This window comes from Sorangium sp. So ce296, from assembly GCF_051529605.1.
GTDB classification, from domain to species: domain Bacteria; phylum Myxococcota_A; class Polyangia; order Polyangiales; family Polyangiaceae; genus Sorangium; species Sorangium cellulosum_D.
This window is the reverse complement of the sequence record NZ_CP150325.1, coordinates 2,900,568-2,926,364: the sequence shown is the minus strand read 5'-3', so window position 1 is coordinate 2,926,364 and position 25,797 is coordinate 2,900,568. Positions and strand designations below refer to the sequence as shown.

Sequence of the window (25,797 nt, the reverse complement as noted above, 5' to 3'; positions counted from 1 at the left end):
CGCGGTTCAAAGCACGTACCGGACCCAGCACGCCTTCAGCCCTCGCAGCAGCAGAGAGAGGTTCCACTCCGGCGCCCTGCCTGTCCGCTCGAACCGCCCCGGGAGGGACGCCAGCACCTCGAGCCCGACCTTCGCCTCGGCGCGCGCGAGCGCCGCGCCGATGCAGAAGTGGGCGCCGTGGCCGAACGACAGCCCCACCTGCCGCTCGCGGTCGATATCGAACCGATCCGGATCCGGGAAGACCCGCTCGTCGCGGTTGGCCGAGCCGATGAGCGCCGCCACGAACGCGCCCGCCGGCACCGTGACGCCCCGGATCTCCACATCGGCCTTCGCCTGCCGCAAAGCGATCTGGGCCGGCGGCTCGAACCGCAGCGCCTCCTCGAGGAAGGCCGGGATCAGCGCCCGGTCCGCGCGGATCCGCGCGTACACCTCGGGGTGATCCATGAGGAGCACCAGCGCCGCGTTGAGCAGGTGCGTCGTCGACTCGAACCCGGCGGCCAGCAGCAAGAAGAGGAAGCTCACGAGCTCGGGCTCGGTGAGCGCGACGCCGTCGAGCCGGGCCGCGAGGAGGTCGCTCACGAGATCGTCCCGCGGGGCGGCGCGCCGCGCCGCGATGACCTCCAGGAGGTACCGCTCGAGCTCGACGATGGTGGCGCGGATGCCCGGCCTCATCTCCGGCGTGGCCGCGGCGGTGGCGACGAAGTCCGCGGTCCAGCGCTGGAAATGGGCGCGCAGCGCCGGGTCGAGGCCGAGGAGATCGGCGATGGCCGCCGCCGGGATGGGCATCGCGAGCTCGGCGTGGAAGTCGAGCTCGCGCCCGGGGGTCAGCCGCTCGACGAACTCCCGGGTCACCGCGCGCAACACGGGCTCGATCCGCGGGATCACGCGCGTGCTGAAGGCGCGGCTCACGAGGGCCCGGGTCTTCGTGTGCTCCGGCGGATCCATGAGCAGCAGCGAGTCGGCCATCGGATTGCGATCGAGCCAGGGCGGGAGCACCGCCACCCGGCCGCCCTGCGCCGAGAACAGCTCGGTGTTCTTGAGGGCGAAGGCGACATCGTCGTAGCGGCTGAGCGCCCACAGACCCCCGGGCTCGACCTGGCACACCGGCGCGGAGCGGCGCAGCTCCGCATAAAAAGGATACGGATTCGCGCGCAGCTCCGGAGAGAGCAGATTCAGGCGATGACTCATGCAGCCTCCCTCGTGTCGGGCAGTTCGACGAAGCGCGACATGGTCCGCGAGCGCGCGGACGACGTCAATGCGCGGGCGTCCGGGACGAAGCAGGCTGCCGTTCCCTGTATCGAGAGGCTGCTGAGCCAGCGCCAATTTTCCAGGAGGAGGCGAATCGCGCGGCGCGGCGCTAACGGCTGCTGAGCGGCTCCTTGTCGCGCGCGCCCGCGGCGAGGTACTGGCGCAGGTGACGGCGGAGCGAGACCCGCGTGATCCCGAGCGCGCTCGCCGTGCGGGTCACGTTGCCGCCCTGCGCGGCGTAGACCGCGAGGATGTGCCGGCGCACGGCCTCCCCGAGCGACGCGCTCCCCCGCGCCGGGGGCGACGGCCGCAGCGCGCCCGGTGGGCCCGACCGCGGGGTCGTGGCGGCCGGCCGCGGCGGCGCCGTGGCGATCTCGGTCGGCAGGTGCTCCAGATCGAGCGGCGCGCCGCGGGTGAGGAGGGACGCGCGCTCGACCACGCTCCGCAACTCGCGGACGTTCCCCGGCCAGGGGTACGCCTCGAGCTGCGCGAGGGCGCGCGGGGTGATCCCGCCCTTCGAGAGCCCCGCCGCGGCGCTCTGGCGCTCCAGGAAATGCTCGGCCAGCCGGCGCACGTCGCCGTCGCGCTCGCGCAGCGGCGGGAGCGAGAGCCCGAGCGCGCCGACGCGCTCGTGGAGACCCTCGTGGAACGAGCCCTCCAGCACGCGGGCGCCGAGATCGCGGGCCGTGGCGGCGATGACGCGCACGTCCGCGACCAGCGCCTCCCCGCCGCCGATCCGGCGGAACGGCTCGCCGTCGAGCACGCCGACGAGCGGCAGCTGGAGCTCGAGCGGGAGCGCGCCGATCTCGTCGAGGAACAGCGTGCCCCCCTCGGCGAGCTCGAGCAGCCCGGGGCGCGCGGCGTGCCGCCCGTCCGCGGCCGCGTCCACGCCGAAGAGCTCCTCCCGCAGGCGCTCGGCCGGCAGGCGCGCCGCGCTCACCGCCACGAACGGCCCGCCCGCGCGCGGGCTCGCCGCGTGGAGCAGCCGCGCGCAGAGCTCCTTGCCCGTGCCCGGCTCGCCGGCGATGAGCAGCGGCGCGCGCTCGTGCTCCGAGAGCTCGCGCAGCCGCTCCATCGCGCGCGCCCAGCGCTCCGAGGCGCCGACGACGCGCACCTCGCTCTCGTCCTCGATCCACAGGACGCGCGTCATCCCGCCACCGGAGGAGCAGAGGTGTTCCGTGCGCCGGGAAGGGGCTGCGCTTGCTTCGACATCGCATCTCCTCGATTCGTGAGCGACTCGTGGCAATCCGCGGGCAGACGGCGGGCGGCGCGTCTGCCGTTGTCTACGTGACCGCGCTGTCCTCAGCGCAGGCGGTGGCCAGGGATGAGCCACCGGGAACGACGACGGATGATGGCGGACGGCCGGCCACCGACGGACCCTCGCGGGCGACCGGCCACAATGATCAACGAAGGACGGCTACTGATAGAAGATGCCGGACGGTGTCACCCGGACAGCGACAACCACTCTACCGCGAATCAAGGTCGTGTGGGAAGGGAGATCCCAAGGGGGGGCTACCGGCGACAAAAAACTACGTGCTCAAAATTTGTGCGTACGCGCGGACCTGGGTTAGTCGACCCGTGTACCCGAAAGGAGAGACGACGAGATGAGCTCGAAGCGCAAGACCCCGGCCCGCACGAAGACCACGAAGGTCCCGAGCACGCTCGCTGCCCCGGCCGCCGCGACGCAGCCGGCGAGCGCGGTCTCCGCCCCCGCCGCCGTCGAGATGCCCTCTCCGGCCGTGCAGCTCGCGCCCGAGCGCGCGCGCGCCGAGGCCCCGAAGGCCGCGCCCCCGCCCCCGCGCCTGTCGCGCGAGGAGCGGCACCGGCTGATCGCCAAGGTGGCCTATGGATATGCCGAGAGGGCCGGCTTCCGGAACAACCCGGTTGAGGACTGGCTGAACGCCGAGCGAGAGGTCGACGCGCGGTTCGAGCGCCTCGCCAGCTGAGAGCCCGCGGCGGCGGCGCAGGCGGCCCGCGGCGCCGCCGCGCGCGGCTCGACAGGCACGCTGGCCAGATCCAGCGAGGGTGTCCGCGGAGGGGGGAGGCAGGGGGGGAGGGGAGAGGAGGGGAGCGCCGCGCGACGCCGCCGCGCCCCGGCATCTGCCCACCACGCCCGCACCACGACGGACGGCTCCCGTGAAGGAGCCGCTCCCACGCGACGAGCGGCGCTGCGGCGCCGGGGCGGCGCGCCCGTCGGCCGGCGGCCGGCGGCCGCTCCGGGGCCGTCGAGGCTCGTAGCGGCGCCGCGGGATGGGTATCCTCGCGATGGACGTGGGCGATGGGCCCACGGATCGCGGTCCACACGCGCGCCGGTCGCCTGGACCGCGAAGGTCCGCACCCCGATACTTTCGCCATGCATTCAGGTCACGTCCTCGCCAACCGCTTCCAGCTGGAACGCCTCGCGGGCTCCGGCGGGATGGGCGCGGTGTGGCGGGCGGTCGACCGGCAGAGCGGCCAGGCGGTGGCCCTCAAGGTGATCTTCAACCAGGGCCGGGAGCACGTCGTGCGCTTCCAGCGGGAAGCGCGCCTGCTCGCGGAGCTCGAGCACCCCGCCGTCGCCCGGTACATCGACCACGGCGTCACGGCGGACGGGCTCTACTACCTCGCCATGGAGTGGCTCGAGGGCGAGGACCTCGGCGCGCGGCTGTCGCGCGGGCCGCTCGGGATCGAGGCCAGCCTGATGCTCGTCGGCCGCGTCGCCGAGGCGCTCGCCGCCGTCCACGAGCGCGGCATCGTGCACCGCGACCTCAAGCCGACGAACGTGTTCCTGCCCCGCGGCGACATCGGGAGCGCGAAGCTCATCGACTTCGGCATCGCGCGCCAGGCGGACGCGACCTACGAGCTCACCCTCACCGGCTCGGCGATCGGCACGCCCGCCTACATGGCGCCGGAGCGGGTCCGCGGCGATCTCGACGTCGACGCGCGCGCCGACCTCTACTCGATCGGGTGCCTCCTGTTCGAGTGCCTCACCGGGCGCTCGCCGTTCGTCGCCCAGCACCCGCTGTCGGTCCTCGCCAAGGTGCTCTTCGAGGCCGCGCCGCGCCCGAGCACGTTCTGCCCGAACATCCCGCAGCCGCTCGATCTGCTCGTGACCCGGCTGCTCGCCAAGAACCCCGCGGAGCGCCCCGGGGACGCGGGCGAGGTCGCCGCCGAGCTCCGGATGCTGAGCGTCGTCGAGGGCAGCATGTCGAGCGGCACCGGCCTGCCGACGCCGGCGCTGACGAAGAGCGAGCGGCGGCTCGTCAGCGTCGTCCTCGCGGCCGAGATGAGCGCCGGCAAGCGCGGGCCGCCGTCGGGCCGCCCGCACGCCGCGGGGAGCCCGCCCCCGCGGGCCAACGACACGGTGCTGTCGGGCCACCACGCCACGGTGGTGTCCGGCAGCAGGGAGGCGCTGCCCGCGGACCTGCTCGCGCCGGCGCCGCCGGCGCGGCCGCGGCCCGCGCCGCCGCCGAGCACGCCGTTCCACGAGGTCCGGCAGGCCGCGCAGTCGCACGGCGCGGTCCTGGAGGTGCTCGCCGACGGCTCGGTCGCGGCGGTCGTCGCCGGCGCGGGCTCGCCGACCGACCTCGCCGCGAACGCCGCCCGCTGCGCGCTCTCGATCCACGCGCTGCTGCCCGGGGCGTGGGTGGCGCTGGCGACCGGCTGGGACGTCATCGCCGGGACGCAGGCGGTGGGGCAGGTCATCGACCGCGCCGGCGCGCTGCTCGACGCGCGCGTCCGCCACGCCTCGGACGACCCGTCCTCGGGCCGGCCGGTGCTCATCGACCGGATGACGGCCGCGCTCCTCGGCGATCGCTTCGAGATCGCCGCGGGCAGCCAGGGCCCCACGCTGCTCGGCGCGCGCGAGCCGCAGGACGGCGGGCGCCGGGTGCTCGGGAAGGCGACGACCTGCGTGGGGCGCGAGCGGGAGCTCCGGGCGCTCGAGGACCTGCTCGACGAGTGCGCCACCGAGGGGGTCGCGCGCGTCGTGCTGGTCACGGCCGGCGCCGGCGTCGGCAAGTCGCGGCTCGGCGGCGAGCTGATCCGGCGGGTCGAGGCGCGCAGCGAGCCGATCGCGGTGTGGCGCGCGCACGGCGATCCGATGCGCGGCGGGGCGCCGCTCGGGCTCGTCGCGGAGCTCGTGCGGCGGGAGGCGGGCCTCGTCGACGGCGAGCCGCTCGAGGCGCGCCGGGAGAAGCTCGCGGCGCGGGTCGCGCGCAGCGCCCCCGCCGCCGCGCGGGAGCGGATCACGGAGCTGCTCGGCGAGCTCTGCGACGCGCCGTTCCCGGAGAGCCCTTCGCTGCGCGCGGCCCGGCAGGACCGCGCGGTGCTCGAGGAGCAGATGCGGCGGGCGTTCCTCGACTTCCTGCGGGCCGAGTGCGACGCGCAGCCGGTGCTGATCGTGCTCGACGACGTGCAGTGGAGCGACCGGAGCTCGGTGGACGCGCTCGACGCGGCCCTCCGGCACCTGCGGCACCTGCCGCTCCTCGTGATGGCGCTGGCGCGCCCCGGGGTGCGCGAGGCGTTCCCGGATCTCTGGGAGGACCGCGAGGCGACGGAGATGCGGCTCGGGGAGCTGTCGCGCCGCGCGTGCGAGCGGATCGTGCGCGAGGTACTCGGCGACGAGCTCCCGGCGGCGGAGCTCGCGGCGCTCGTCGACCGGTCGGCGGGCAACGCGTTCTTCCTCGAGGAGCTCGTGCGCGCGACGGTGGAGCGGCCGGCGGGGGGGGTGCCGGAGACGGTGCTGGCGATGATGCAGTCGCGGATCGCGGCGCTCGAGCCCGAGGCGCGGCGGGTGCTGCGCGCCGGGGCGGTGATGGGCGAGGTGTTCTGGCGGGGGGGGCTGGAGGCGCTGCTCGGCGGGGGCGGGCAGGTGCCGCAGCTCGAGTCGTGGCTGCTCACGCTGGAGAAGCGCGAGCTGCTCGAGCCGCGGCCGGAGTCGACGCTGCGCGGGGAGGTGGAGCTCGCGTTCCGCCACGCGCTGGTGCGCGACGCGGCCTACGAGATGCTGACGGACGCGGATCGGGCGCTCGGGCACTGGCTCGCGGCCGAGTGGCTGGAGCGCGTGGGCGGCGACGATCCGAACGGGCTCGCGATGGTCGACCGGCACCTCGGCCGGGCGGCGGAGGAGGCGCTCGCGCTCGGCAACGCCGACGGCGCGGCGGGGCACCTGGCGCGGGCGGCGGGGGTCCGCGCGCGCCTGGGCCAGTTCGACAGGGCGATCGCCGCGATGACGCGGGCGTTCGAGCTGGCGGACGTGGCGCGGCGCGACCCGGGCGAGCTCGGCGGGTGGGTGGAGATCCTCTCGAAGGCGGTGGGCCACGGGCGCCGGGCGCCGTCGCTGTCGGCGGTCGCGGACCGCATCCTGTCGCGGGTGGACGCGGGCGCCTCGCTCGAGGTCCGGTCGAAGGTGCGCATCGAGCTCGCGCGCGCGCTCGGGGCGACGAACCTGTTCCGGATGTCGCACGACCTGCTCGACGACGTTGTCGAGATGGCGGTCGGGCGCCGCGAGCTCCTGCGCGAGGCGCTGACGGTGGACGTGGAGGTCTCGTGCCTGCAGGGGCAGTTCGCGCGCGCGCGGCGCGCCGCGCTCGACCTCGGCGCGCTCGGGCCGATCGAGGATCTGCGGGGCCTCTTGTCGGTCGCGCTGGCGCGGGCGACGTCGGGCGACCGGGCGGGCGCGATGGAGGCGCTGTCGCGCTCGGAGGCGGCGTCGGAGCCGGGGGACCGGGTGGCCGAGGCCGTGCGGGCGAAGCTGCTCGCGATGATCGAGCTCTACGCGGGGGATTTCCGGGCCGCGGTGCGGGCGTGCGAGCGCGCGCTCGAGCTGGATCGGGCGCTCGGGCTCCGCTTCGATGGGGTCGTGAACCTGCACAACCTCGCGTACGCCTGCGTGCGGCTGGGCGACCACGAGCGGGCGCGGGCGTTGTTCGCGGAGTCGCTGGAGCGGGCGGACGAGGCCGGGTACGACCGGGTGGCGGCCTCGAACCGGATGTACATCGCGTACCTCGACGGGGTGGAGGGGGTGGGGGACGCGCGCGAGCGGCTGAAGGAGCTCATCGCGCAGGCGGAGGAGCAGGGCTACTGGCACGACGTGCTGCAGGGCCGCTGGGCGGCGGCGATGCTGCTGAAGAACGCGCGCAACGACGCGCTGGCGCGGCGCGAGTTCGAGGACCTGCTGGAGCTGTCGGTGCGGCTCGGGGATCCGCTGCTGGAGAAGGACGCGCGCGCGTGGCTCGACCGCGCGGAGCGGTGAGGGGCGGCGGGGCGGAGTGACACGACGTGTGTTCGGACGTTTACAGGAGAGCATCCGGAGCGACACGGCGTGTGCTCGCGCGTTCACAGGCTGGACCTCGGGGGCGGGGCGGCCGCTCGCGGCGCTCGCCGATCGGGCGGGCGGCGAGCTCGGCGCGGCGTAGGGTATCAACGGCGATGGAGTGAAGTTACGGATCTTCGCGGATCTCCCCGCCTTGAGGCTGCGCGGCCAGAGGTCGATCCAGCTCACCCGGCCCGCCGGGCGACGCGAGCGGCAGCTCGACGATGAACGTCGTGCCTTCGCGCAGCTCGCTCTCGAGGCGGATCGTGCCGTGGTGCGCGAGGACGATCTGCCTCGCGATGTAGAGCCCGAGCCCGAGCCCACCGTAGTGCTGGACCGAGACGGCGCGCTCGAACCGCCCGAAGATCCGATCCCTGTCCTCCGCCGCCACGCCGATGCCGAGATCCCTCACGGACAGCTTCGCCAAGGCGCCCTCCGCGACGACGGCGACCACGATAGGCCTCCCGGCACCGTACTTCATCGCGTTGGACAGCAGCGCGACCACGACCTGCTCGATGCGCTCCGCGTCCCAGCGCCCGATCACCGGCGCGCCGGCGTTCAGCTCGAGCGCGCAGCCAGACTGGTGCAGCGCGTCACGGTAGTCGGCCACCACCCTGCGGACCAGCGCTGCGAGATCCACCGGCTGGAGGCGGAGAACGAGCTGGCTGTTGCTGAGCTGCGCGACGTCGATCAGATTCACGACGAGCGCTGTGAGGCGGTCGACCTGCCGCAAGGGCCTCTCGATCTGCTCGGCGAGCGCGTGGAGGTTCTGCTTCGTGAGGGTCCGATGGACGCGCTGGAGCTGGAGCCGCAGCGGCGTGAGCGGGGTCCGCAGCTCGTGAGAGGCCACGGCGAGAAACTCTTCGCGCAGACGGAGCGCGTCTTCGGCCGCCACGCGGGCCTCGTGCTCCCTGAGGACCAGGAGCGCGTTCTCGAGAGAAATAGCGGCCTGCGCGGCCAGCACCTCCAGGATCGCGAGGCGATCCGCCGTGAAGGCGCCCGCGACGAGGTTGTTCTCGAGGTACAAGATTCCGATCGGCTCGGTCTGCCGCACGATCGGGACGCACAGCACCGATCTCGGCCGAGCGCGGGCGAGGTACTCGTCGGACGAGAACTTCCCGACCTCGATTTCCCTCGTGGCGTCGGCCAGGATGACCGGCTGCCGGGCGCGCCAGACATAGGCGACGATCGATGTCGGGACGAGCGAGCTCGAGCTCGCGGGGATAGAGCCCAGCATCGTCGTCGCGAGCCCGCCCTCGTCGAGCCGAGCTTCGGCCTCGATCTGCAGGATCCCGTCGCGCGCGAGGAGCAGGCAGCCCCTCTGCGCGCCGCCCTGCTCCATCACCACCTGGATCATCCGGCGGATGAGCCGCTCCAGGACGATCTCGCCCGATATCGTCTGCGACGCCTTGACCACCGACACGAGGTCGAGGTGCTCCGCCCGCGCGGCGAAGGTCGCGTTCGCCGCGCTCGGCGCGCTCGGCGCGAGCTCCGGGTGCTGCTGCTCGAGCTGCCTGACCTTCCCGTTGGCACCCCACCGGAGGTAGCAGTGGCGGGCCTCTCGGAGGTACGTATCCGCGAAGGCCTCGAACCCCCGCTCCCGGTAGAACCGCGAGGCGAGCTCGAGGCAGAGCCCCTCACCGGAGACGAACGCATTCTCCTTCGCCGCGCGGATCGCCCGCTCGTACAGCCGCATCGCCTCGTGATCCTCTCCAGTGATCCGGGCTATCTCGGCGGCGAGGAGCGCGTGCTTGTAGAGGAAGTTCTCCGGACAGCTGCTCTCCCATTCACGAAGCCGTTCCTCCTGAGCGGCCAGCTTCTCCAGGTGCTCCGACCTCTCGTCCGGCGCGTCCTCCTCGCAGCAGGCCGCCAGCGTCAACGCGTCGTAGAAGCAATGTTCGGCGCTCTCCAGGGAGACCGGGGAGACCCACAAAAGGTCCTTCGCCTGGCCGGCGCTGTGGAGGGCTTGCTTGTAATCTCCGGACATGAAACGAGCCTGCGTCTTCCAGACGAAATAGTGCAATGCGGCGAGCGGGACCCGCGCCTTGTTCCTCGTCAGGTAGTCCTCGAATTCGTCTTGATCGAACTGCGCGTCGCTGTACGAGGAGAAGCTCCTCGTGAGGCCCCGGAGGTTCTGGATGAGCCGCTGCTGGCCGATGATGATGTGCTCGACCGCCGCGAACCTCGCTCTCCTCGCGAAATCGAGGGCCCTCTCCGATTCCCGGTAGACGCTGTCCAGGGGATCTCCCCTGACGATGAGGAGCGTGATCGTGGAGAGCTGGGCGTAGCACGCGTAGGTCAGATCGCCGACCTCGACCGCGGCGTCGAACGCGCGGCGAAGAATGTCGAGGATCGACCTGAGGTGATGCGTCCAAGGACGGATGAGGATCGCGAATTCGACGTAGACCTTCGCCCTGTAGCGCGTTAGTCCGCGCTCCTCCACCAGCGCATAACCAAGCTCCCCGAACTCGTAGCCTTCGCGGTATTTGCCGAACATCGGGCCCGGCACGACGCCGAAGAACACATAGCCGATGGTCGATCCATCCGTGTTCCCGTACTGGATGCTGAGCTCGACCTGGTGGCAAAGCAGCAGGCAGAGCAGGTTGCTGTCGAAGAACAGCGCCGGCGCGTGGAGCGTCGCGAGGAAGTTTACGACCGCCTTGGCGTTGGCGTTCGTCATGAGCGGCAGGTCGATCAGGTCCTTGATCCGGCGATCGCCGATGTCGCGCCATATCTTCTCGCACTTCCTATGGACCTCTTCGCGCGTCGGATGGAGCGACAGGTCGATGCCGAACAGGCGAAGGCAGTCGATGCCGACCTGCAAGGCCTCTTCGTTCTCTTCCTGTATGGTGTGGTTGTACACTTTGACGGAGGAGGCGCTCATCACGTCGATGGGCGTCTTGGCGCGGCGCAGGACGAGCGAGAGCAGCCGCGCCGCTTCCTCGAAGCTTCCGTTCAGGTGCTCGCACTCCGCGCGCAGGAGGTGCAGGCCGTACGTGAGCTCATACCGGGTATCCCAGCTGTCGTGCGCGAGCAACGCGATCCCGGCCTCGAGGTGGCTCGCGGCGGAGGCGTAGGCCGTGGTCGCTCTCGCCCTCTTGCCGGCGACGAGGTTGAGCTCCGCGAGCGAGTACCTCTCGTCCTGCGACGAGATCAGCGAGGCCCCGATGTTGAGATGACCGACGATATCGAAGACCTGCTCCTCCAGCGCCTCCCTCGGCGCATGGGACAGGAGGAGCCTGCCGATCGTGAGGTGCACCTCCCTCCGCAGCGCGTCCGGGATGAGCTGATAAGCGGCCTGCTGCACGCGATCGTGGACGAACCGGCAAGCGTCGCCCTGGAGCACGAGCAGCCCCTCCTGGACCGCATCCCAGAGCACGGGGAGGATCTCTTGCTCCGACAGCTTGTGGATCGCCGCCAGGGTGCGGACGTCCGCGGCGGCGCCCATGCAGGCGGCGATCTTGAGGGCGTCCTGGGTGGCGGCGGGCAAGCTCCTCAACTTCTCCACCATCAGATCAACGACGTTGTCGGTGAAGTTCCGGGCGCGGATCTGCTGCACGTCCCACCGCCACGCCGCGGGCTCTGGATCGAACTCGATCAAAGCGTCCTTGTGAAGCGTGCTCAAGAACTGCTTCGCGAAGAACGGATTGCCCGCGGTCTTGACGTAGACCAGCTCGGAGAGCGGCTCCGCCGCCTCGCTGCGACAGCGGAGCGTGTCGGCGACGAGCGACGCGAGATCGCGCGGGGACAGCGGCGAGAGGACGATGTCATGGATGATGACACCGGCTCTTCTCATCTCTTCGAGCGTCGACATCAAGGGGTGCGACGGGGTGACCTCGTTGTCACGGTATGCGCCGATGGTCAAGAGATATTTCGTGTCAGGGTTCGTGACGACGTCGTGAAGCAGCTTGAGGCTGGCTGGATCAGCCCATTGCAAGTCGTCCAGGAAGAGCGCCAAGGGGTGCTCCCTTTGAGCGAATACGTCGATGAACCTGCGGAACACCATGTTGAAGCGGTTCTGGGCTTCGGTGAGCGGGATCTCCGGGACAGGAGGCTGCGGGCCGAGGATGAGCGCGATGTACGGGATGACGTCGATGATGATCTGGGCGTTCGCGCCGAGCGCGCTCTTCAGCCGCTCGCGCCAGCGGCCGATCTGCGCCTCGCTCTGTGCGAGGATCTCGAGCACGAGCTCCCGGAATGCCTGGACGATCGTGGAGTAAGGAGTGTTCTGCTTGTACTGGTCCGCCTTCCCCGAGATGAAGAACCCCCGCGCCCGCGCGATGGGCTTGTTCAGCTCGTTCACGAGGGTCGACTTGCCGGTGCCGGCGTACCCGGACACCAGCATCAGCTCGGGGGTCGCGCTCGCGGCGACCCGCTCGAACGCCCGGAGGAGCTCGGCGACGTCCGCGTCGCGCCCGTAAAGCCTCTGCGGGATCTGGAACCAATCCGAGACGTCGCGCTCGCCCAGCGGGAACGGCTCGACCCATGCCCCTACACCGTTCTCGATGCACGCCCCATTCACACCCGCCTTTGCGCCCAGCGCCGCGTGGCAGCGGACGAGGTCTGCGGCGAGCGCTCGGGCGCTCTGGTAGCGGTCCTCCGCCACCTTGGAGAGCAGCTTCATCACGATGTCCGAGACGACGTGCGGCACCCCTGGGACGCGCTGCGCCGGAGGAACGGGCGACCGAGCGATATGGCAGTGTATCCACTCCAGGGGATCCTCCGCATGGAACGGCCGCGCGCCTGTGAGCATCTCGTAGAACGTGACGCCCAGCGAGTAGAGATCGGTCCGGTGATCGACGGCCCGGTTCATGCGCCCTGTCTGCTCCGGTGACATGTAGGGCAGCGATCCCTCGATCAGCTCGGGGTCGTGTGCGGCCTGCTGCTCGCGCGGGAAGCGTGTCGCGATCCCGAACTCGGTAAGCTTTACTTCGTTCGTGGCGAGGTTGACGAGGATGTTGCCCGGCTTGACGTCTTTGTGGACGATGCGCAGCTGGTGGATGTCGGCGAGGGCCGCCGCGATCCCGGCGGCGATAGGGAGAAATTGCCCGAGGCGCATCGGCGCTCCCAGGAGGCTTGCGAGCGAGACGCCGCCGAAGTCCTCGACGACGAGCGCGGGCGCGCCCTCGAACGTCGTGATCTCGAGGCACCTGACGGCGGCGCGAGGAGTCAGCTCACAGCAGATTTCGCGTTCGTGTTGAAGCCTCGCTATGTCCCGCGGATGAGGGTGCTTCGAGGCCAGCACCTTGAGGATGACCGGCCGCTCGTCCTCATTCCGAACGGCACGGTAGAGCACGTTGCGCTGGCCCCGGTCGATCGTACCGTAAATGGTGAACCTGGAGGGCGGCATCATCGGCTCTTGTACGGGTTTATGCGTGATCCCGCGGACGAGCAAGGTCCGGAGCACGCAGGCTCGGCCATGAGACCTGGGGAGCCGCGGGATACCTGCTCGCTGCACCGTTCCGGTCGGATCCGGGCGGCGTCGAATCATCAGCGGCGCCTGCTTCAGCTCGTCGACGCGGAGACGGGCTCGGTCGGCTGCCCTCGAAGACCGGTTCGAGCTTGGCAGCCTGACTGGGCGTCCTCGTCGCTTCCAAGGCCGTGCCGCCCTGCTCCGCGGCTGGCCGCGCCTTCTCCTTGCGTGCCTGACGCGGTGGCGGCGTCCCTCGCTCGTCCGAGCACCGAGCCGTTCGATGCTTCGCTGCTCTGGCGGCGCGGACCACGCGTCGCGCGAGAGCGCGCCCGCGGGCTTGCTCGAGGTCCGGGCGAAGGTGCGCGTCGAGCTCGCGCGCGCGCTCGGGGCGACGAACCTGTTCCGGATCGCGCGGAGCGGTGAGGGGCGGGGGCGAGCGGGGGCGGGCGGGTGGGGGCCGAGTGACGCTGCGTGTGCTCGGACGTCTCCAGGAGAGCGTCCGGGGTGACACGACGTGTGCTAGGGCGTTGGGGCTGCCCGCCCGCGTCGAGCGCTCGCCGCAGGAGCCCGGGGTGTCAGACGTCCCGCCGGGGCTTGATGACGCGCAGAACCCGTGGACTGCTCGACTCAGTCATAAGGACAATCCCCTATCTCTGGCTCGGACGTGTTGGTCGCGATCACGCCCGACACGACGTTGTTTACCGGGTAGAAGATCGTATTCTCCGGGCCCGCCCTCCAGCACATCTGTTGGACGGACTTGCTCTCCACCTCGCACTCCTCCTCCTCCTCCTCCTCCTCCTCCTCCTCGTTCTCGTTACAGACCGCGACCTCGCCGCCGAGGACGGTGACGTCGCTGGCCTCGATCCTGATACCCGCGTTGGTGGGACACGACCCGCCGAGGAGATGGTTGTCGAAGACGAGCGGGTCCTCCAGGAGTACGTCGCCGATCCGGAACGTGCTGGCGGGCAGCGTCCCCTTCGCGGTCACGTACATGCCGTAAGATCCGTTGCCCCAGGACCAGACGTCCTTCATCTCTACGTCCGTGCCCGCCTGGATGTTCACGCCATGGTTCTTGTTGTAAGCGGACTTGACCCTATAGAACCGGATCCCCGTCGGGACGTAGCCCGGCGTGGCGCTCGCCAGCACGACGCCGGAGCCGACGTTGTGGTGAAAGTAGGTGTTCTCGATCCGGATGTCTGCGGGTACCGAGACTGGGGCGTTGGGCGGCGCCTGAGTGAAGATTTGTATTCCGTGCCCACCATTGACCGCTGATCCCCTGGCAGGATGAAGCTGGTTGTGGTGGATCTCGCAGTTCCTGACGGTCGCGTTGGCGGAGATGATCTTGAGCGCGGTGGCTCCGACCGGACCGTTGATGTTCTTGAGCTCGCAGTTCTCCACTTCGATCGATGGCGTGCCATGCACGGCGGGGTTCGACGACAGGTAGATGCCGCCCTTCGGTACGCCGTCCACGATGACATTGCGGATCGTGCCCCCGGACCCCAAGGAGAACGTGATGCCATCCAGGTTGGACGGCTTGCAGGAAGGCAGCTCTTCCACGAGGGGCTCGTATCGCATGATGACGTTCTCCACCAGGCAGCTCGAGCATCTGTTGACGCGAATGCCGCTGTTGGCATTGGACCGTGGGCCGTCCGTGAGCGCGACCTGGAAATTGCGAATCCAGACCTCGTTGATGACCTCGGGGGTGGTATTGTCCCCCCTGAGGGCCGCATCGATCTGGATTACCCCGGGAAATTGCTCCGGATTGCAGGGGACCGCCACCAGGGTCGCGGTGTCGGGATCGCCAGAGGCGGCGTCCGCGGACACCTCCGGTCCCGTGAGGGTCAGACGGTCGTAATGAGGTCTGATCGGAGTGCGCACCACGTATCGCCCGGCAGGGAAATAGACGGTGCGCCTCAGGGTGGAGAGCGACGCTGCGCATTCGATGGCCTTCGCGATGCCCGGGCTGTCGTCGACGGTGCAGCTATCGTCGACGTCGGGGTCGGCAGAGAACGGCCATTCCGCCGGCCTCTGAAGGTAGGGCAGGACATCCACTACGCCATTCAAGTAGTCGACGGACCCCGGCTCACAGCAGCCCACCTCATTTTTACCACCACAGCCGTTGTGCCTCTCATGCACCTCAAAGGTCCCCGGGCACTTCTGATTCGTGGTGGCAGGCGAAGTGCAACACTTCTGTTCGCATGTGGAGGGCGCCCCGTTGAGCACCTCGCAGGAAGAGCACGTGACCGTGGGGCAGAGAGGCCCCTCGCACGTCGGCGATATGTCAGGAGCACCTTCGCATTTAACTCCAGTGAAAGAATCTCCTTCGAACGGCTCTTCCTCGTCGTTGTGGTGGCTGCACATCGCCTCGCTCGTGGTGCTTTCCTCCGTGGGAGGGTCGTAGCCCCAGGCGGCCGGAGGCGGGTCCGCCCCGGCTGGGGCGGAGGCGAGCGCGAGCAAGGCTCCGGCGCAGATCGTTGCAAGCCGCTGCGTCAAGCGCATAGGTTCTTTGGTTCCTTGATGAGGGTCGTACGGTTATCGTCAACATCACGGCAGAGAGCACCGACGAGCCGGTGCACGGCGACCGTGCGCCGCGACCATGCCGCGGTGCATGGGCGGATGCCCTCGCATGAGCAGGCGGCACCCCAGGTCGTGGCGCGCGCTTCGCGGCGCGCAGACCATCCAAGGTCGGCTTCTTTCTGTCCTCTGGCATCGCCCGGAGGGCTCGTCAGGCAACGATGATGCCATCCGACGCGGCCTGGCATCGCGGCGGTGCCCGGCGCATCAGCGTCAAGCCCGCGAGGCGAGGGCCGCCGCGAACCCAGCCCAAGAGCACGGTTCCAGCGCGGCAGCGCGCCCCCGCGCGCGGCGCGGCGAGCGCGTGGCAGGACCGCGCTGCCGATGTCTCCTGTCACGTGACATGTCACGCTGCCGACGTCTCATGTCACGTGACATGTCACGCTGGGCGAGCCCGATCTTTCTGCTGAACCGTGGGCGACTTCCCGCAGCTCGGACGTTTCCAGGAGAGCGTCCGGGGTGACACGACGTGTGCTAGGACGTGGGGGCTGCCCGCCCGCGTCGAGCGCTCGCCGCAGGAGCCCGGGGCGTCAGACCTCCCGCCGGGGCTTGATGACGCGTAGAACCCGTGGACTGCTCGACTCAATCATAAGGACAATCCCCTATCTCTGGCTCGGACGTGGTGGTCGCGATCACGCCCGACACGACGTTGCCCACCGGGTAGAAGAGCGTATTCTCCGGGCCCGCCAGCCAGCACATCTGTTGGACGGACTTGCCCTGCACCTCGCCCTCATCGGTACAAACCGCGACCTCGCCGCCGAGGACGGTGACGTCGCTGGCCTCGATCCTGATACCCGCGTTGTTGTCACCCGACCCGAACTTGAGATGGTTGTCGAAGACGAGCGGGTCCTCCAGGAGTACGTCGCCGATCCGGAACGTGCTGGCGGGCAGCGTCCCCTTCGCGGTCAGGTACATGCCGTAAGATCCGTTGCCCCAGGCCCAGACGTCCTTCATCTCGACGTCCGTGCCCGCCTGGATGTTCACGCCATAGTACTGGTTGTAAGCGGACTTGACCCTATAGAACCGGATCCCCGTCGGAACGTAGCCCGGCGTGGCGCTCGCCAGCACGACGCCGGAGCCGGCGTTGTGGTGAAAATAGGTGTTCTCGATCCGGATGTCTGCGGGCACCGCGACTGGGGCGTTGAGCGGCGCCTGAGTGAAGATTTGTATTCCGTGCCCACCATTGGCCCCTGATCCATTGACAGGATGAAGCTGGTTGTGGTGGATCTCGCAGTTCCTCACGGTCACGTTGGCGGCGATGATCTTGAGCGCGGTGGCTCCGACCGGACCGTTGATGTTCTTGAGCTCGCAGTTCTCCACTTCGATCGACGGCGTGCCATGCACGGCGGCGTCCGACGCCAGGTAGATGCCGCCCTTCGGTACGCCGTCCACGATGACATTGCGGATCGCCCCCCCGGATCCCACGGCGAACGTGATGCCATCCAGGTTGGACGGCTTGCAGGAAGGCAGCTCTTCCACGAGGGGCTCGTACCGCATGATGACGTTCTCCACCAGGCAGTTCGAGCATTTGTTGACGTGAATGCCGCTGTTGGCCCTCAACCGTGGACCGTCCGTGAGCGCGACCTGGAAATTGCGAATCCAGACCTCGTTGAGGACTTCGGGGATGGTGTCGTCCGCCCTGAGGGCCGTGTCGACCTGGATTACCCCGGGAAATTGCTCCGGATTGCAGGGGACCGCCACCAGGGTCGCGGTGTCGGGATCGCCAGAGACGGCGTCCGCGGACAGCTCCGGTCCCGTGAGGGTCAGATCGTCGTAATGAGGTCTGATCGGAGTGCGCACCACGTATCTCCCGGCAGGGAAATAGACGGTGCGCCTCATGGTCGAGAGCGACGCTGCGCATTCGATGGCCTTCGCGATGCCCGGGCTGTCGTCGACGGTGCAGCTATCGTCGACGTCGGGGTCGGCAGAGAACGGCCATTCCGCCGGCCTCTCCAGGTAGGGCAGGACATTCACTACACCATTCGAATAGTCGACGGACCCCGGCTCACAGCAGTCCTCCTCATCTTCACCATCATCATCCTCATCATAACCACAGCCGTTGTGCCTCTCATGCACCTCCAAGGTCCCCGGGCACTTCTGGTTCGAGGTGGCAGGCGAAGTGCAACACTTCTGTTCGCATGTGGAGGGCGCCCCGTTGGGCTCCGTGCAGGGAGAGCACGTGACCGTGGGGCAGAAAGGTCCCTCGCACGTCGGCGATATCGAAGGAACACCAGTGCATCCAACTCCAGTGAAAGAATCTCCTTCGAACGGCCCTTCTTCGGCGTCGTGGTGGCTGCACATCGCCAGGCTCGTGGTGCTTTCCTCCGTGGGAGGGTCGTAGCCCCAGGCGGCCGGAGGCGGGTCCGCCCCGGCTGGGGCGGAGGCGAGCGCGAGCAAGGCTCCGGCGCAGATCGTTGCAAGCCGCTGCGTCAAGCGCATAGGTTCTTTGGTTCCTTGATGAGGGTCGTACGGTTATCGTCAACATCACGGCAGAGAGCACCGACGAGCCGGTGCACGGCGATCGTTCGCCGCGACCATGCCGCGGTGCATGGGCGGATGCCCTCGCATGAGCAGGCGGCACCCCAGACCGTGGCGCGCGCTTCGCGGCGCGCAGACCATCCAAGGTCGGCTTCTTTCTGTCCTCTGGCATCGCCCGGAGGGCTCGTCAGGCAACGATGATGCCATCCGACGCGGCCTGGCATCGCGGCGGTGCCCGACGCATCAGCGTCAAGCCCGCGAGGCGAGGGCCGCCGCGAACCCAGCCCAAGAGCACGGTTCCAGCGCGGCAGCGCGCTCCCGCGCGCGGCGAGCGCGCTGCAGGAGCGCGCCGCCGATGTCTCATGTCACGTGACATGCCACGCTGCCGACGTCTCATGTCACGTGACATGTCACGCTGGGCGAGCCCGGTCTTTCTGCGGAACCGTGGGCGACTTCCCGCAGCAGCGCTGGCGCGTCCTCGCGCCGTCTGCGGAGCAGCCGGGCCGCAGCCTCCCGGAGGTCACGCGCTGGCGCTGGAGTCGACGTCGGACGCGCGCGCCGCCTCGGCGCTCGCCTTGGGCAGCTCGAACCAGAAGACGCTCCCCTCGCCCACGACCGTGCGGAGCCCCACGCGGCCGCCGTGCGCCTCGGTCAGGCGCTTGACGGTCGCGAGGCCCAGACCCAGACCCGGCACTCGAGCGCTTTGCGCTCGGACGTGAGGCTCGAACACCAGCTGCTCGACGGCTGGCGCGATGCCGGGCCCCGTGTCCTCCACCTCGATCCGCACGGCATCCCTGGCGTCGAGCACCCGGACGACGACGCGACAGGTCGCCGCGTCGCCGAGGTACTTGAGCGCGTTGCGGATCAGGTTGGCGAGGATGCTGGTCAGCACGCCCGGGCTCGCGGCCACCGCGCACGGGGCGAAGGGCTCGACGCGGAGCTCCGCGCCGAGCTCCACCGCGACAGGGACGAGCTCGACCATGAGGTCGTCGATCACGGGGCGCACCTCGGCGCGCGCGCCCGGCTCCGGCCTCGCGCCCGCGCGAGCGAACCCCAGGAGCCCGTCGGTGATGCGCTTGACCCGCAGGATGGCCCGCCGGCCCCGCTCGATCGACGTTCGTGCAGGCTCTCCCTCGCCGCACCGCCGCAGGGCGAGGTCCAGCGCGAGCGCGACCGCGCCGAGGGGGCCGAGCACGTCGTGCGCGACCCGGCCAGCGAACTGCTCGAGCTCATCCGCTCGGCGCTCCAGGAGCACGCTCTGCCGCCAGAGCAGCCTCACATTGCGCCGCACCTGCACGGCGGCCGCCGCGCAGGCCAGCAGCGCGAACGCCACGCTCGCCGTGTTGAGCGCCAGCGCGACCCGGCGCGAGCGAACGCGGTTGGCCGCGATCTCGACCGCCATGCGACGTGCGTGTTGTGCGTTGAGCTCGATGCTCGCCATCACGGCCTCGCTCGTCGCGTCGAAGTCCGCTCGCAGCGTGTCGTCCATGAGCTTGTTGGCCTCGCGCGGCTGGTCGTTCGCCACCAGCGAGAGGACCCGATCGGTGTCCTGCCCGAGCTTGCCGAGCTCCTGCGCGACGGTCTGCCACTGCTTGAGCTCTCCCGGATAGACGGGGATGACGAGGTAGGCGTCGAGGCTCCGGGAGAGGTTGTCGCGCGCCTGATCGAGCTCGCGGCGGTCGAGCGGCCGGCCCAGCACGGCGCTGTTGACGAGGGCGCTCAGGAGCGCCTGGGTGTGCCTCAGCTCGGCGCGCGCGGCCGCCAGGTGCATGATGCTCGGCGTGGCGTTCTCCGCCAAGCTCATCGCCGCAGCGTCGATCTCGGCGGCTCGGTGCTCGGCGTAGGCGGCCGAGATCACGAAACTCGCGATAGCGGCGAAGAACGCCGCAAATAGCGACAGCAGGATGGACGGCAGCCGCTCGATCATCAGAGAAGATTTCGATTTCGCCGGGGCCTGCGGCCATCGCACCTCCATGCCGGGATACTGTTGCGCCGCGTGCGCGAGCGCAACGCCGGAAGAACGCCGGAGCCGCGGCGGATCGCCGTCGCCGCAGCGGCAGATGTCCGCCGGGCTCGTGTCAGGTGCTGACAGATCGACCGGAGCTCGTTGGTGCATCCCCTCGCGCCGCCATTGTGGCGTTCGGGGCTGAGCGCACATGACTTCTGCGCCGGCCCGGGAAGACTCGCTTCCTTTCTTTTGCGCGCTCCACGAGGAGGCCGGGCCGCGGCCGCCGCTCAGCGGTTCACGCTGGTGTCCGGTCCGGCGCCCTTCGGGGGCTCGTACGGCTCGGGGCTCTTGCCGACGGTCCTGAGGTTCACGAGCTTGTTGAGCAGGTCGAACCAGAACGGCGCGCCGAGCGACGCGGCGGCCGCGGTGATGAGGATGCCGGGGCTCAGGAGCCGGTCGAGCACCCCGCGGATCCAGGCGACGATGGCCTGGCCGAGGATCGCCGAGAGCGCGCTCCAGAGCCTCGGCGCGCTCGTCCGCTCGGGGGCCTGCACGCCCCAGGCGATCTTGAGATCGAGCCCGGTGAGCTTGCCGTGCGCGCTCCCGCCCTGGGCGAGCGCGGCCATGAGGTCCTCGTCCTGGTCCAGGCCGCCCTCGTGCGGCGCGGCGCGGGGCGCCGACTTCGCCATCTCCTGCGCCGCGGCGATGAGGTGGGCGCGGACCACGGCGTCGCGCGAGAGGGCGCCCGCGAGCTTGATGCTGTCGGCGTTGAACCCGACGCACAGGACGAGCGCCGTCGCGCTGATGATGAGCTGCGCGCGGCGCTTGTACCGCCCGGCGGCCCGGTCCATGGCGTCGTTGAACCAGCGCTCCAGCCGGATGTTGGCCTCGCGCATGTCCCGGACCGTGCTGTCGACGATCGTGGCGAGGGCGCGCCGGAGATCGCTCTCCCGCGGCATGCGCTCGATGATGCCCTTCAGCTCGTCGAGCGGCGCCTCGTCGCTGCTCGGCAGCGCGGCCCCGCCGCCCGGCGGCGCCGCCGCGGCGCCGGCCGGCGGGGGCGCGGCGGCGTCGGCGATGGCGGGCGGGGACGGCGCGGCGGCGCTCTCCGGCGATGCGGGCGCGGCGTCGCCCGCCGGCGCCGGCGCGGAAGCGGCGTCGCCCGCCGGCGCGGAAGCGGCGTCGCCCGCCGGCGCAGGCGCGGGGGGCGCGGCGATGGAGAGGGCCGCCCTCGCCAGGAGGGGCGACGGCGCGGCGCCCGCCTGGGCGAGCGACGGCGCCGCCGCGGCGGCTTGCGGGGGCGACGGCGCGTCGCTCCTGGGCCAGTCGATGTGCCGCAAGGTGTCGATGAGCGCCGCCACGAACGCGTGCGCGGGGATGTAGGACGGCCCCACCCACCCGTACTTGAGGTCCTTGATCAGCGGGTGCTGCCGGAGCGCGTCGGCGAGCGGGCTCGGGTGCGGCCCCGGCATCAGCCGGACGCGCACGAGGTCGGCGGCGCGGCGGAGCACGCGCGTCGCGATCGGCTCGCTCGGGGCGGCCCCGTGCGCGGCGGCCTCGCGGGCGGCGAGCGACCGGAGCACGTGCGGGTCGAGCGCGCGATCGGCCAGCATGATCTCGATGCTCTGCGCGAGGTTGAGGGCGCGCAGCCGGAAGACGCCGGCGAGCGCCTCGTAGATGGCCGAGCTGAGGACGCTGAGCAGGAAGAAGACGCTGACGAGGCCGATCGCGATGTCGAGGGTCGTTCCCATGGGCATCCGGGAGGGCAGGGCGCGTGGCGGCGCGAGGCGCAGGCCGGCGCGCCTCGCGGTGCTCCCCCTGCCAGCAGGACAAGGAGGAAGACGTGGCCTTGCGAGCGCCCGTTCCCCTCCGCGACCCTCCCAGCATACGCCACGCGGCGCTGCGGAGCGAGCGCCACCCGCGGCGCCACCCGTGCTCGCCGCGAGCGCCAGAGCGCGCTCGATGCCGCGGGATCTTGGTCTACCATCCCGCCCCCGTGACGAGCACCACGCTACCCCCCGACTCGCAGCGCAGCAGCGACCCGCCGCTGCGCACCTCCTGGGCCCAGGAGCGGGCCGACCTCGACCGGACGCAGCGGCCAAGGCGCGATCGGCTCGTGCACGAGCCGCCGCCGGCGTCGCCGCCCGGGACGCTCGTCATCGAGGACACGCGGCGGCCGAAGATCTTCGTCATCGACTACGACGCCGAGGTGGTCTCCGAGCAGGAGATCCAGACCCTCGACGAGTGCATCCCGTACCTCACCGACGACCGCCCCTCCATCACGTGGGTCGATGTCCGAGGGCTCGGGCACAAGGCCACCTTCGAGCGGCTGGGCGAGATCTTCAAGATCCACCCGCTCGCGCTGGAGGACATGGTCAACGTGCCCCAGCGGCCGAAGGCGGACGTCTACGGCGGCGAGCACGTCCTCATCATCTCCCGGATGGCGCAGCTCGACGAGCGCTGCACGCTGCGCACCGAGCAGCTCGCGATCCTGGTCGGCAAGACGTTCGTCCTGACGGTCCAGGAAGAGGCCGACTGGGACGTGATGGAGGCCGTGCGGGAGCGCATCCGCACCGGCCGGGGCACGACGCGGATGCGGGGCGCCGACTACCTGGCCTACGCGCTGCTCGACGCGGTGGTCGACGGCTTCTTCCCGGTGCTCGAGCGGCTCGGCGAGCACATCGAGGACCTGGAGATCGAGGTCATCGGCGCGAAGCGCTCGATGTCGAAGCCGATCCACGACCTGAAGCGGGATCTGCTCACGCTGCGGCGCGCCATCTGGCCGCAGCGCGACCTCGTGAACGCGCTGCTCCGCGAGGACAACCCGATCGTCACGAAGGACACGAGGCTCTACCTGCGCGACACGTACGACCACTCGGTGCAGCTGATGGACATGGTCGAGACCTACCGCGAGCTGAGCTCGGGCCTCATGGATCTCCACCTCTCCGGGATATCGAACCGGATGAACGAGATCATGAAGGTGCTCACGATCATCTCGACCATCTTCCTGCCGGTCACCGCGATCGCGGGCATCTACGGGATGAACTTCCACCACGAGAGCTCGCCGTACAACATGCCCGAGCTCGACTGGTATTACGGCTATCCGCTCGTCTGGTGCCTGATGCTGGCGAGCGTCGTCGGGCTGCTCTCGTACTACCGCCGCAAGGGCTGGATCGGGAAGGACGGCGACGGCCGCTGAGCGGCGGCGGCGCGGCGAGGGCGGGGTCGCGGCGGCGCCGCGTGGACGCGGGCCGCCCGGCGGCGCGGGGCGTCAGCGCTTCGCCGCGGTCGTGTAGAAGGCGAGGTTCCGGAGCAGGCGCGGGTCGCCGGGGCGGCGGGCGAGCGCCGTGCGCAGCGCGGCCTCGCCGGCGGCGAGCTCGCCGAGGTAGAACGCGCTCGTGGCGACGAGGTCGAGCAGCCTGTGCTCGTAGATCTCGGCGTCGACGAAGAGCGTCGCCTGGGCGGGGAAGGGGATGGCGGCGCCGCGCGAGGCGAAGAGGTAGGCGAGCGGCCAGCATTGCTGCTCGTACCAGCGCCAGGCGACGGCGAAGAGCGGCTCGGCGCGGTGCGGGCTGTGGGCGTGGGCGTCGAGGTAGCGCTGCTGCACCTCGGCCCAGGGGCGCCCGAGCGCGGCGGCGGTGCGCGCCATGCGGAACAGCGACTCGTAGACCTCCTCCTGCCAGCCGCCGAGCGCGGCGCGGCGCTCGTAGGTCTCGAACGCCTCCGCGTGCCGGCCGAGGCACTCCAGGGTCTGCGCGAGGTAGAAGACGGTGCGCCCGTCGCGGGGGGCGCGGGCGAGCGCGGCCGAGAGCAGCTCCAGATCGCGCTCCCACCGCCGGGTCTGGGCCGCGGGGTCGCGGCGGGAGAGGTCGTGGACGATATGGGCGTCGGGGACCCGGATCGAGGGGGGCGGCTCGCCTTGCCGGGTGAGCACCTCGTGGGTGGCGCCGACGTAGCGCCACCCGGCCGAGGCGCGGGCGAGCCGGGCGGAGTCGTAGACGGCATCGCCGTAACGCACGCGGACGTAGTAGGCGCCGTGGCCCGGGCCCGAGGCGTCGCGGCGCTCCTCGCAGAAGCGGCGGAGCGCCCCGCCGCCGACGAGGCGCTCGTCGCCGCTCAGCATGAGGGTGAACACCGCGGCGTCGCCCGCGAGGTCGAGCGCGCGATTGCGCGTCGCGCCGAAGTCGACGAACGGCTCCTCGACGAGGTCGCCCGGGACCCCCTCGAGGGCGGCGGCCGCGAGGGCCTGGGTGCCGTCGGTGGAGCCGGTGTCGAGGAGGGTGAAGCGGTCGATGTGGGGCCTGACGGAGGCGAGGGTCTCGCGGATGGAGGGCGCCTCGTCCTTGACGATCATGACGAGGGCGAGCAGGGGGCGCGGCACGGGAGGCAGTATGCCGCCGGGCGTGCCCCCCTGGCGCGACGATTTGAGCCGGAATGAACGGACGGGGGACGGGCGCGCCGGAGCGCCGGTGAGGGGCGCGCGGAGGTGCGATTGCGCTGCGCCGAAGTGGTCGCGGCCGAGGCGTCCTGTATACTCTCCATATCGTCGCTATGGGGATGCGCAGACGCTGGAATGCTCTTGTGGTCATCGGCGCGGCGGCCGTCCTCGCGTTCGCCTCCTGGAGGGAGCGCGCCTGGTCCTCCTCCGACGCCCCCGATCCCCCGGGCGGGCCGCCGGGGCCCTTGCGGTTCGAGCAGACGCTCGACGTGGACGTGTTCCAGCGTGGAAATCTCCACACGCACACGTCGCTGAGCGACGGGGACAGCCCGCCGCGCGAGGTCGTCCGCTGGTACCGCGACAACGGGTATGCGTTCGTGGCCCTGACGGATCACAACCAGCGCACCGATCCTGCGATGTTCCAGGATTTGGAGGCACAGCCGAATTTCGTCGTCCTCCCCGGCGAGGAGATCACGATGTCGGCGGAAGGGCGGCCGGTGCACGTGAACGCGCTCTGCACGCGGGCGACGATCGGCGGCGGCGATTTTCCGACCAAGGGCGAGGCGCTGAGCTGGGCGATCGGGCGGGTGCGGGCGCAGGGGGGCGTGGCGCTCATCAACCATCCGAATTTCGACTGGGCGCTGACGGCCGGCGACCTCCTGGGGGCGCCTGCGGCGGAGCTCCTGGAGATCCACAGCGGGCATCCTTACGTGCACACCGAGGGTGACGCGGCGCGGCCGTCGCACGAGGCGCTGTGGGACACGGTGCTGACGGCGCGCGGCTTCGTGGGCGGGGGCATCGCCGGCGTGGCGGTGGACGACCTGCACCAGCTCGTGCCCGGGTCGAGCGCCCCGGCTGCGGGGCCCGGCCGGGGGTTCGTCGAGGTGTTCTCGCGCGAGGTGTCGCGCGCGTCGATCTGCCGCGCGCTCGCCGCGGGGCGGCTCTACGCGTCGTCGGGCGCGCGGCTGCGGAGGATCTCGATCGGCGGCGACGCGTTCTCGGTGTGGCCGGTGGCCGCGGGCGCGGTCGTCGAGTTCGTCGGGCGGGGCGGGCGCGTGCTGGAGCGGCAGCAGCCGCTGGCGGGGCGGGCGACGTACCGGCTCCGCGGCGGGGAGCGCTACGTGCGGGCGCGGATCACGCGGCCGGACGGGAAGCGGGCGTGGACGGCGGCGTACGCGACGGTGGAATAGGGGCGGCGAGGGCTGTTCAATAGGATCGTGTCATAGGACTGGCGCTTGCTCTGCTCGGCTGTCGCGTTCTCCCCAAGCTCACAGGTTGCCGGTCTTCCCCCGGACCCCCCTCGGGCCCTTCGGGCCCCACGACGACCGGAGGAGCTTTCGGTTCGGAGGGGATATACAAGGCCCATCGACGACCCGCCCCCTCCTGGAAACGTGACGCCGTGT

12 protein-coding genes are annotated in these 25,797 nt (G+C 70.7%); 4 read left to right on the top strand and 8 right to left on the bottom strand.

Annotation, left to right across the window (positions count from 1 at the left end):
• Positions 1 to 6: 6 nt before the first annotated feature.
• Positions 7 to 1,188, bottom strand: a complete 1,182-nt coding sequence (locus tag WME98_RS11075; RefSeq protein ID WP_437951310.1) for a cytochrome P450 — start codon at positions 1,186 to 1,188, stop codon at positions 7 to 9.
• A 169-nt stretch (positions 1,189 to 1,357) separates the two neighbouring features.
• The gene (locus tag WME98_RS11070; protein ID WP_437951309.1) at positions 1,358 to 2,398 is read right to left on the bottom strand and encodes a sigma 54-interacting transcriptional regulator; all 1,041 of its coding nucleotides are present in this window, start codon (positions 2,396 to 2,398) and stop codon (positions 1,358 to 1,360) included.
• Between the two features lie 454 nt (positions 2,399 to 2,852).
• Here WME98_RS11070 and WME98_RS11065 point away from each other — a divergent pair, with 454 nt between their 5' ends.
• Both WME98_RS11065 and WME98_RS11060 read left to right on the top strand, forming a co-directional pair.
• Positions 2,853 to 3,194: a DUF2934 domain-containing protein gene (locus WME98_RS11065; RefSeq protein WP_437951308.1), complete on the top strand. Its 342-nt coding sequence runs from the start codon at positions 2,853 to 2,855 to the stop codon at positions 3,192 to 3,194.
• Between the two features lie 407 nt (positions 3,195 to 3,601).
• Entirely contained in the window at positions 3,602 to 7,483 is a 3,882-nt protein-coding gene (locus WME98_RS11060) for a protein kinase domain-containing protein (protein ID WP_437951307.1), read from the top strand.
• Between the two features lie 187 nt (positions 7,484 to 7,670).
• Here the strand turns inward: WME98_RS11060 and WME98_RS11055 are convergent, their stop codons facing one another.
• The 5 genes from WME98_RS11055 to WME98_RS11035 all read right to left on the bottom strand — a co-directional run bounded on the left by WME98_RS11055 (position 7,671) and on the right by WME98_RS11035 (position 21,707).
• Positions 7,671 to 12,896 (bottom strand): AAA family ATPase, encoded by a 5,226-nt coding sequence (locus tag WME98_RS11055; RefSeq protein ID WP_437951306.1) that lies wholly within the window; start codon positions 12,894 to 12,896, stop codon positions 7,671 to 7,673.
• 687 nt (positions 12,897 to 13,583) lie between these two features.
• Complete coding sequence (locus WME98_RS11050; RefSeq protein WP_437951305.1) at positions 13,584 to 15,455, bottom strand: glycosyl hydrolase family 28-related protein; 1,872 nt, start codon at positions 15,453 to 15,455, stop codon at positions 13,584 to 13,586.
• 657 nt (positions 15,456 to 16,112) lie between these two features.
• A complete protein-coding gene (locus tag WME98_RS11045) occupies positions 16,113 to 17,606 on the bottom strand; it encodes a glycosyl hydrolase family 28-related protein (protein ID WP_437953971.1) in 1,494 nt (497 codons plus the stop codon).
• A gap of 922 nt (positions 17,607 to 18,528) precedes the next feature.
• A complete protein-coding gene (locus tag WME98_RS11040; protein WP_437951304.1) occupies positions 18,529 to 19,935 on the bottom strand; it encodes a sensor histidine kinase in 1,407 nt (468 codons plus the stop codon).
• Between the two features lie 308 nt (positions 19,936 to 20,243).
• Positions 20,244 to 21,707 carry a hypothetical protein gene (locus WME98_RS11035; protein WP_437951303.1) on the bottom strand — a complete coding sequence of 488 codons (1,464 nt, stop codon included), beginning with the start codon at positions 21,705 to 21,707 and terminating at the stop codon, positions 20,244 to 20,246.
• A gap of 245 nt (positions 21,708 to 21,952) precedes the next feature.
• Between WME98_RS11035 and corA the strand changes: the two genes are divergently transcribed.
• Positions 21,953 to 23,155 (top strand): magnesium/cobalt transporter CorA, encoded by a 1,203-nt coding sequence (corA, locus tag WME98_RS11030; protein ID WP_437951302.1) that lies wholly within the window; start codon positions 21,953 to 21,955, stop codon positions 23,153 to 23,155.
• 72 nt (positions 23,156 to 23,227) lie between these two features.
• On the opposite strand, the gene WME98_RS11025 is transcribed toward corA, so the two are convergent.
• Positions 23,228 to 24,337 carry a glycosyl transferase gene (locus WME98_RS11025; protein ID WP_437951301.1) on the bottom strand — a complete coding sequence of 370 codons (1,110 nt, stop codon included), beginning with the start codon at positions 24,335 to 24,337 and terminating at the stop codon, positions 23,228 to 23,230.
• Between the two features lie 176 nt (positions 24,338 to 24,513).
• Here WME98_RS11025 and WME98_RS11020 point away from each other — a divergent pair, with 176 nt between their 5' ends.
• A complete protein-coding gene (locus WME98_RS11020) occupies positions 24,514 to 25,584 on the top strand; it encodes a PHP domain-containing protein (RefSeq protein ID WP_437951300.1) in 1,071 nt (356 codons plus the stop codon).
• Positions 25,585 to 25,797: the final 213 nt, after the last annotated feature.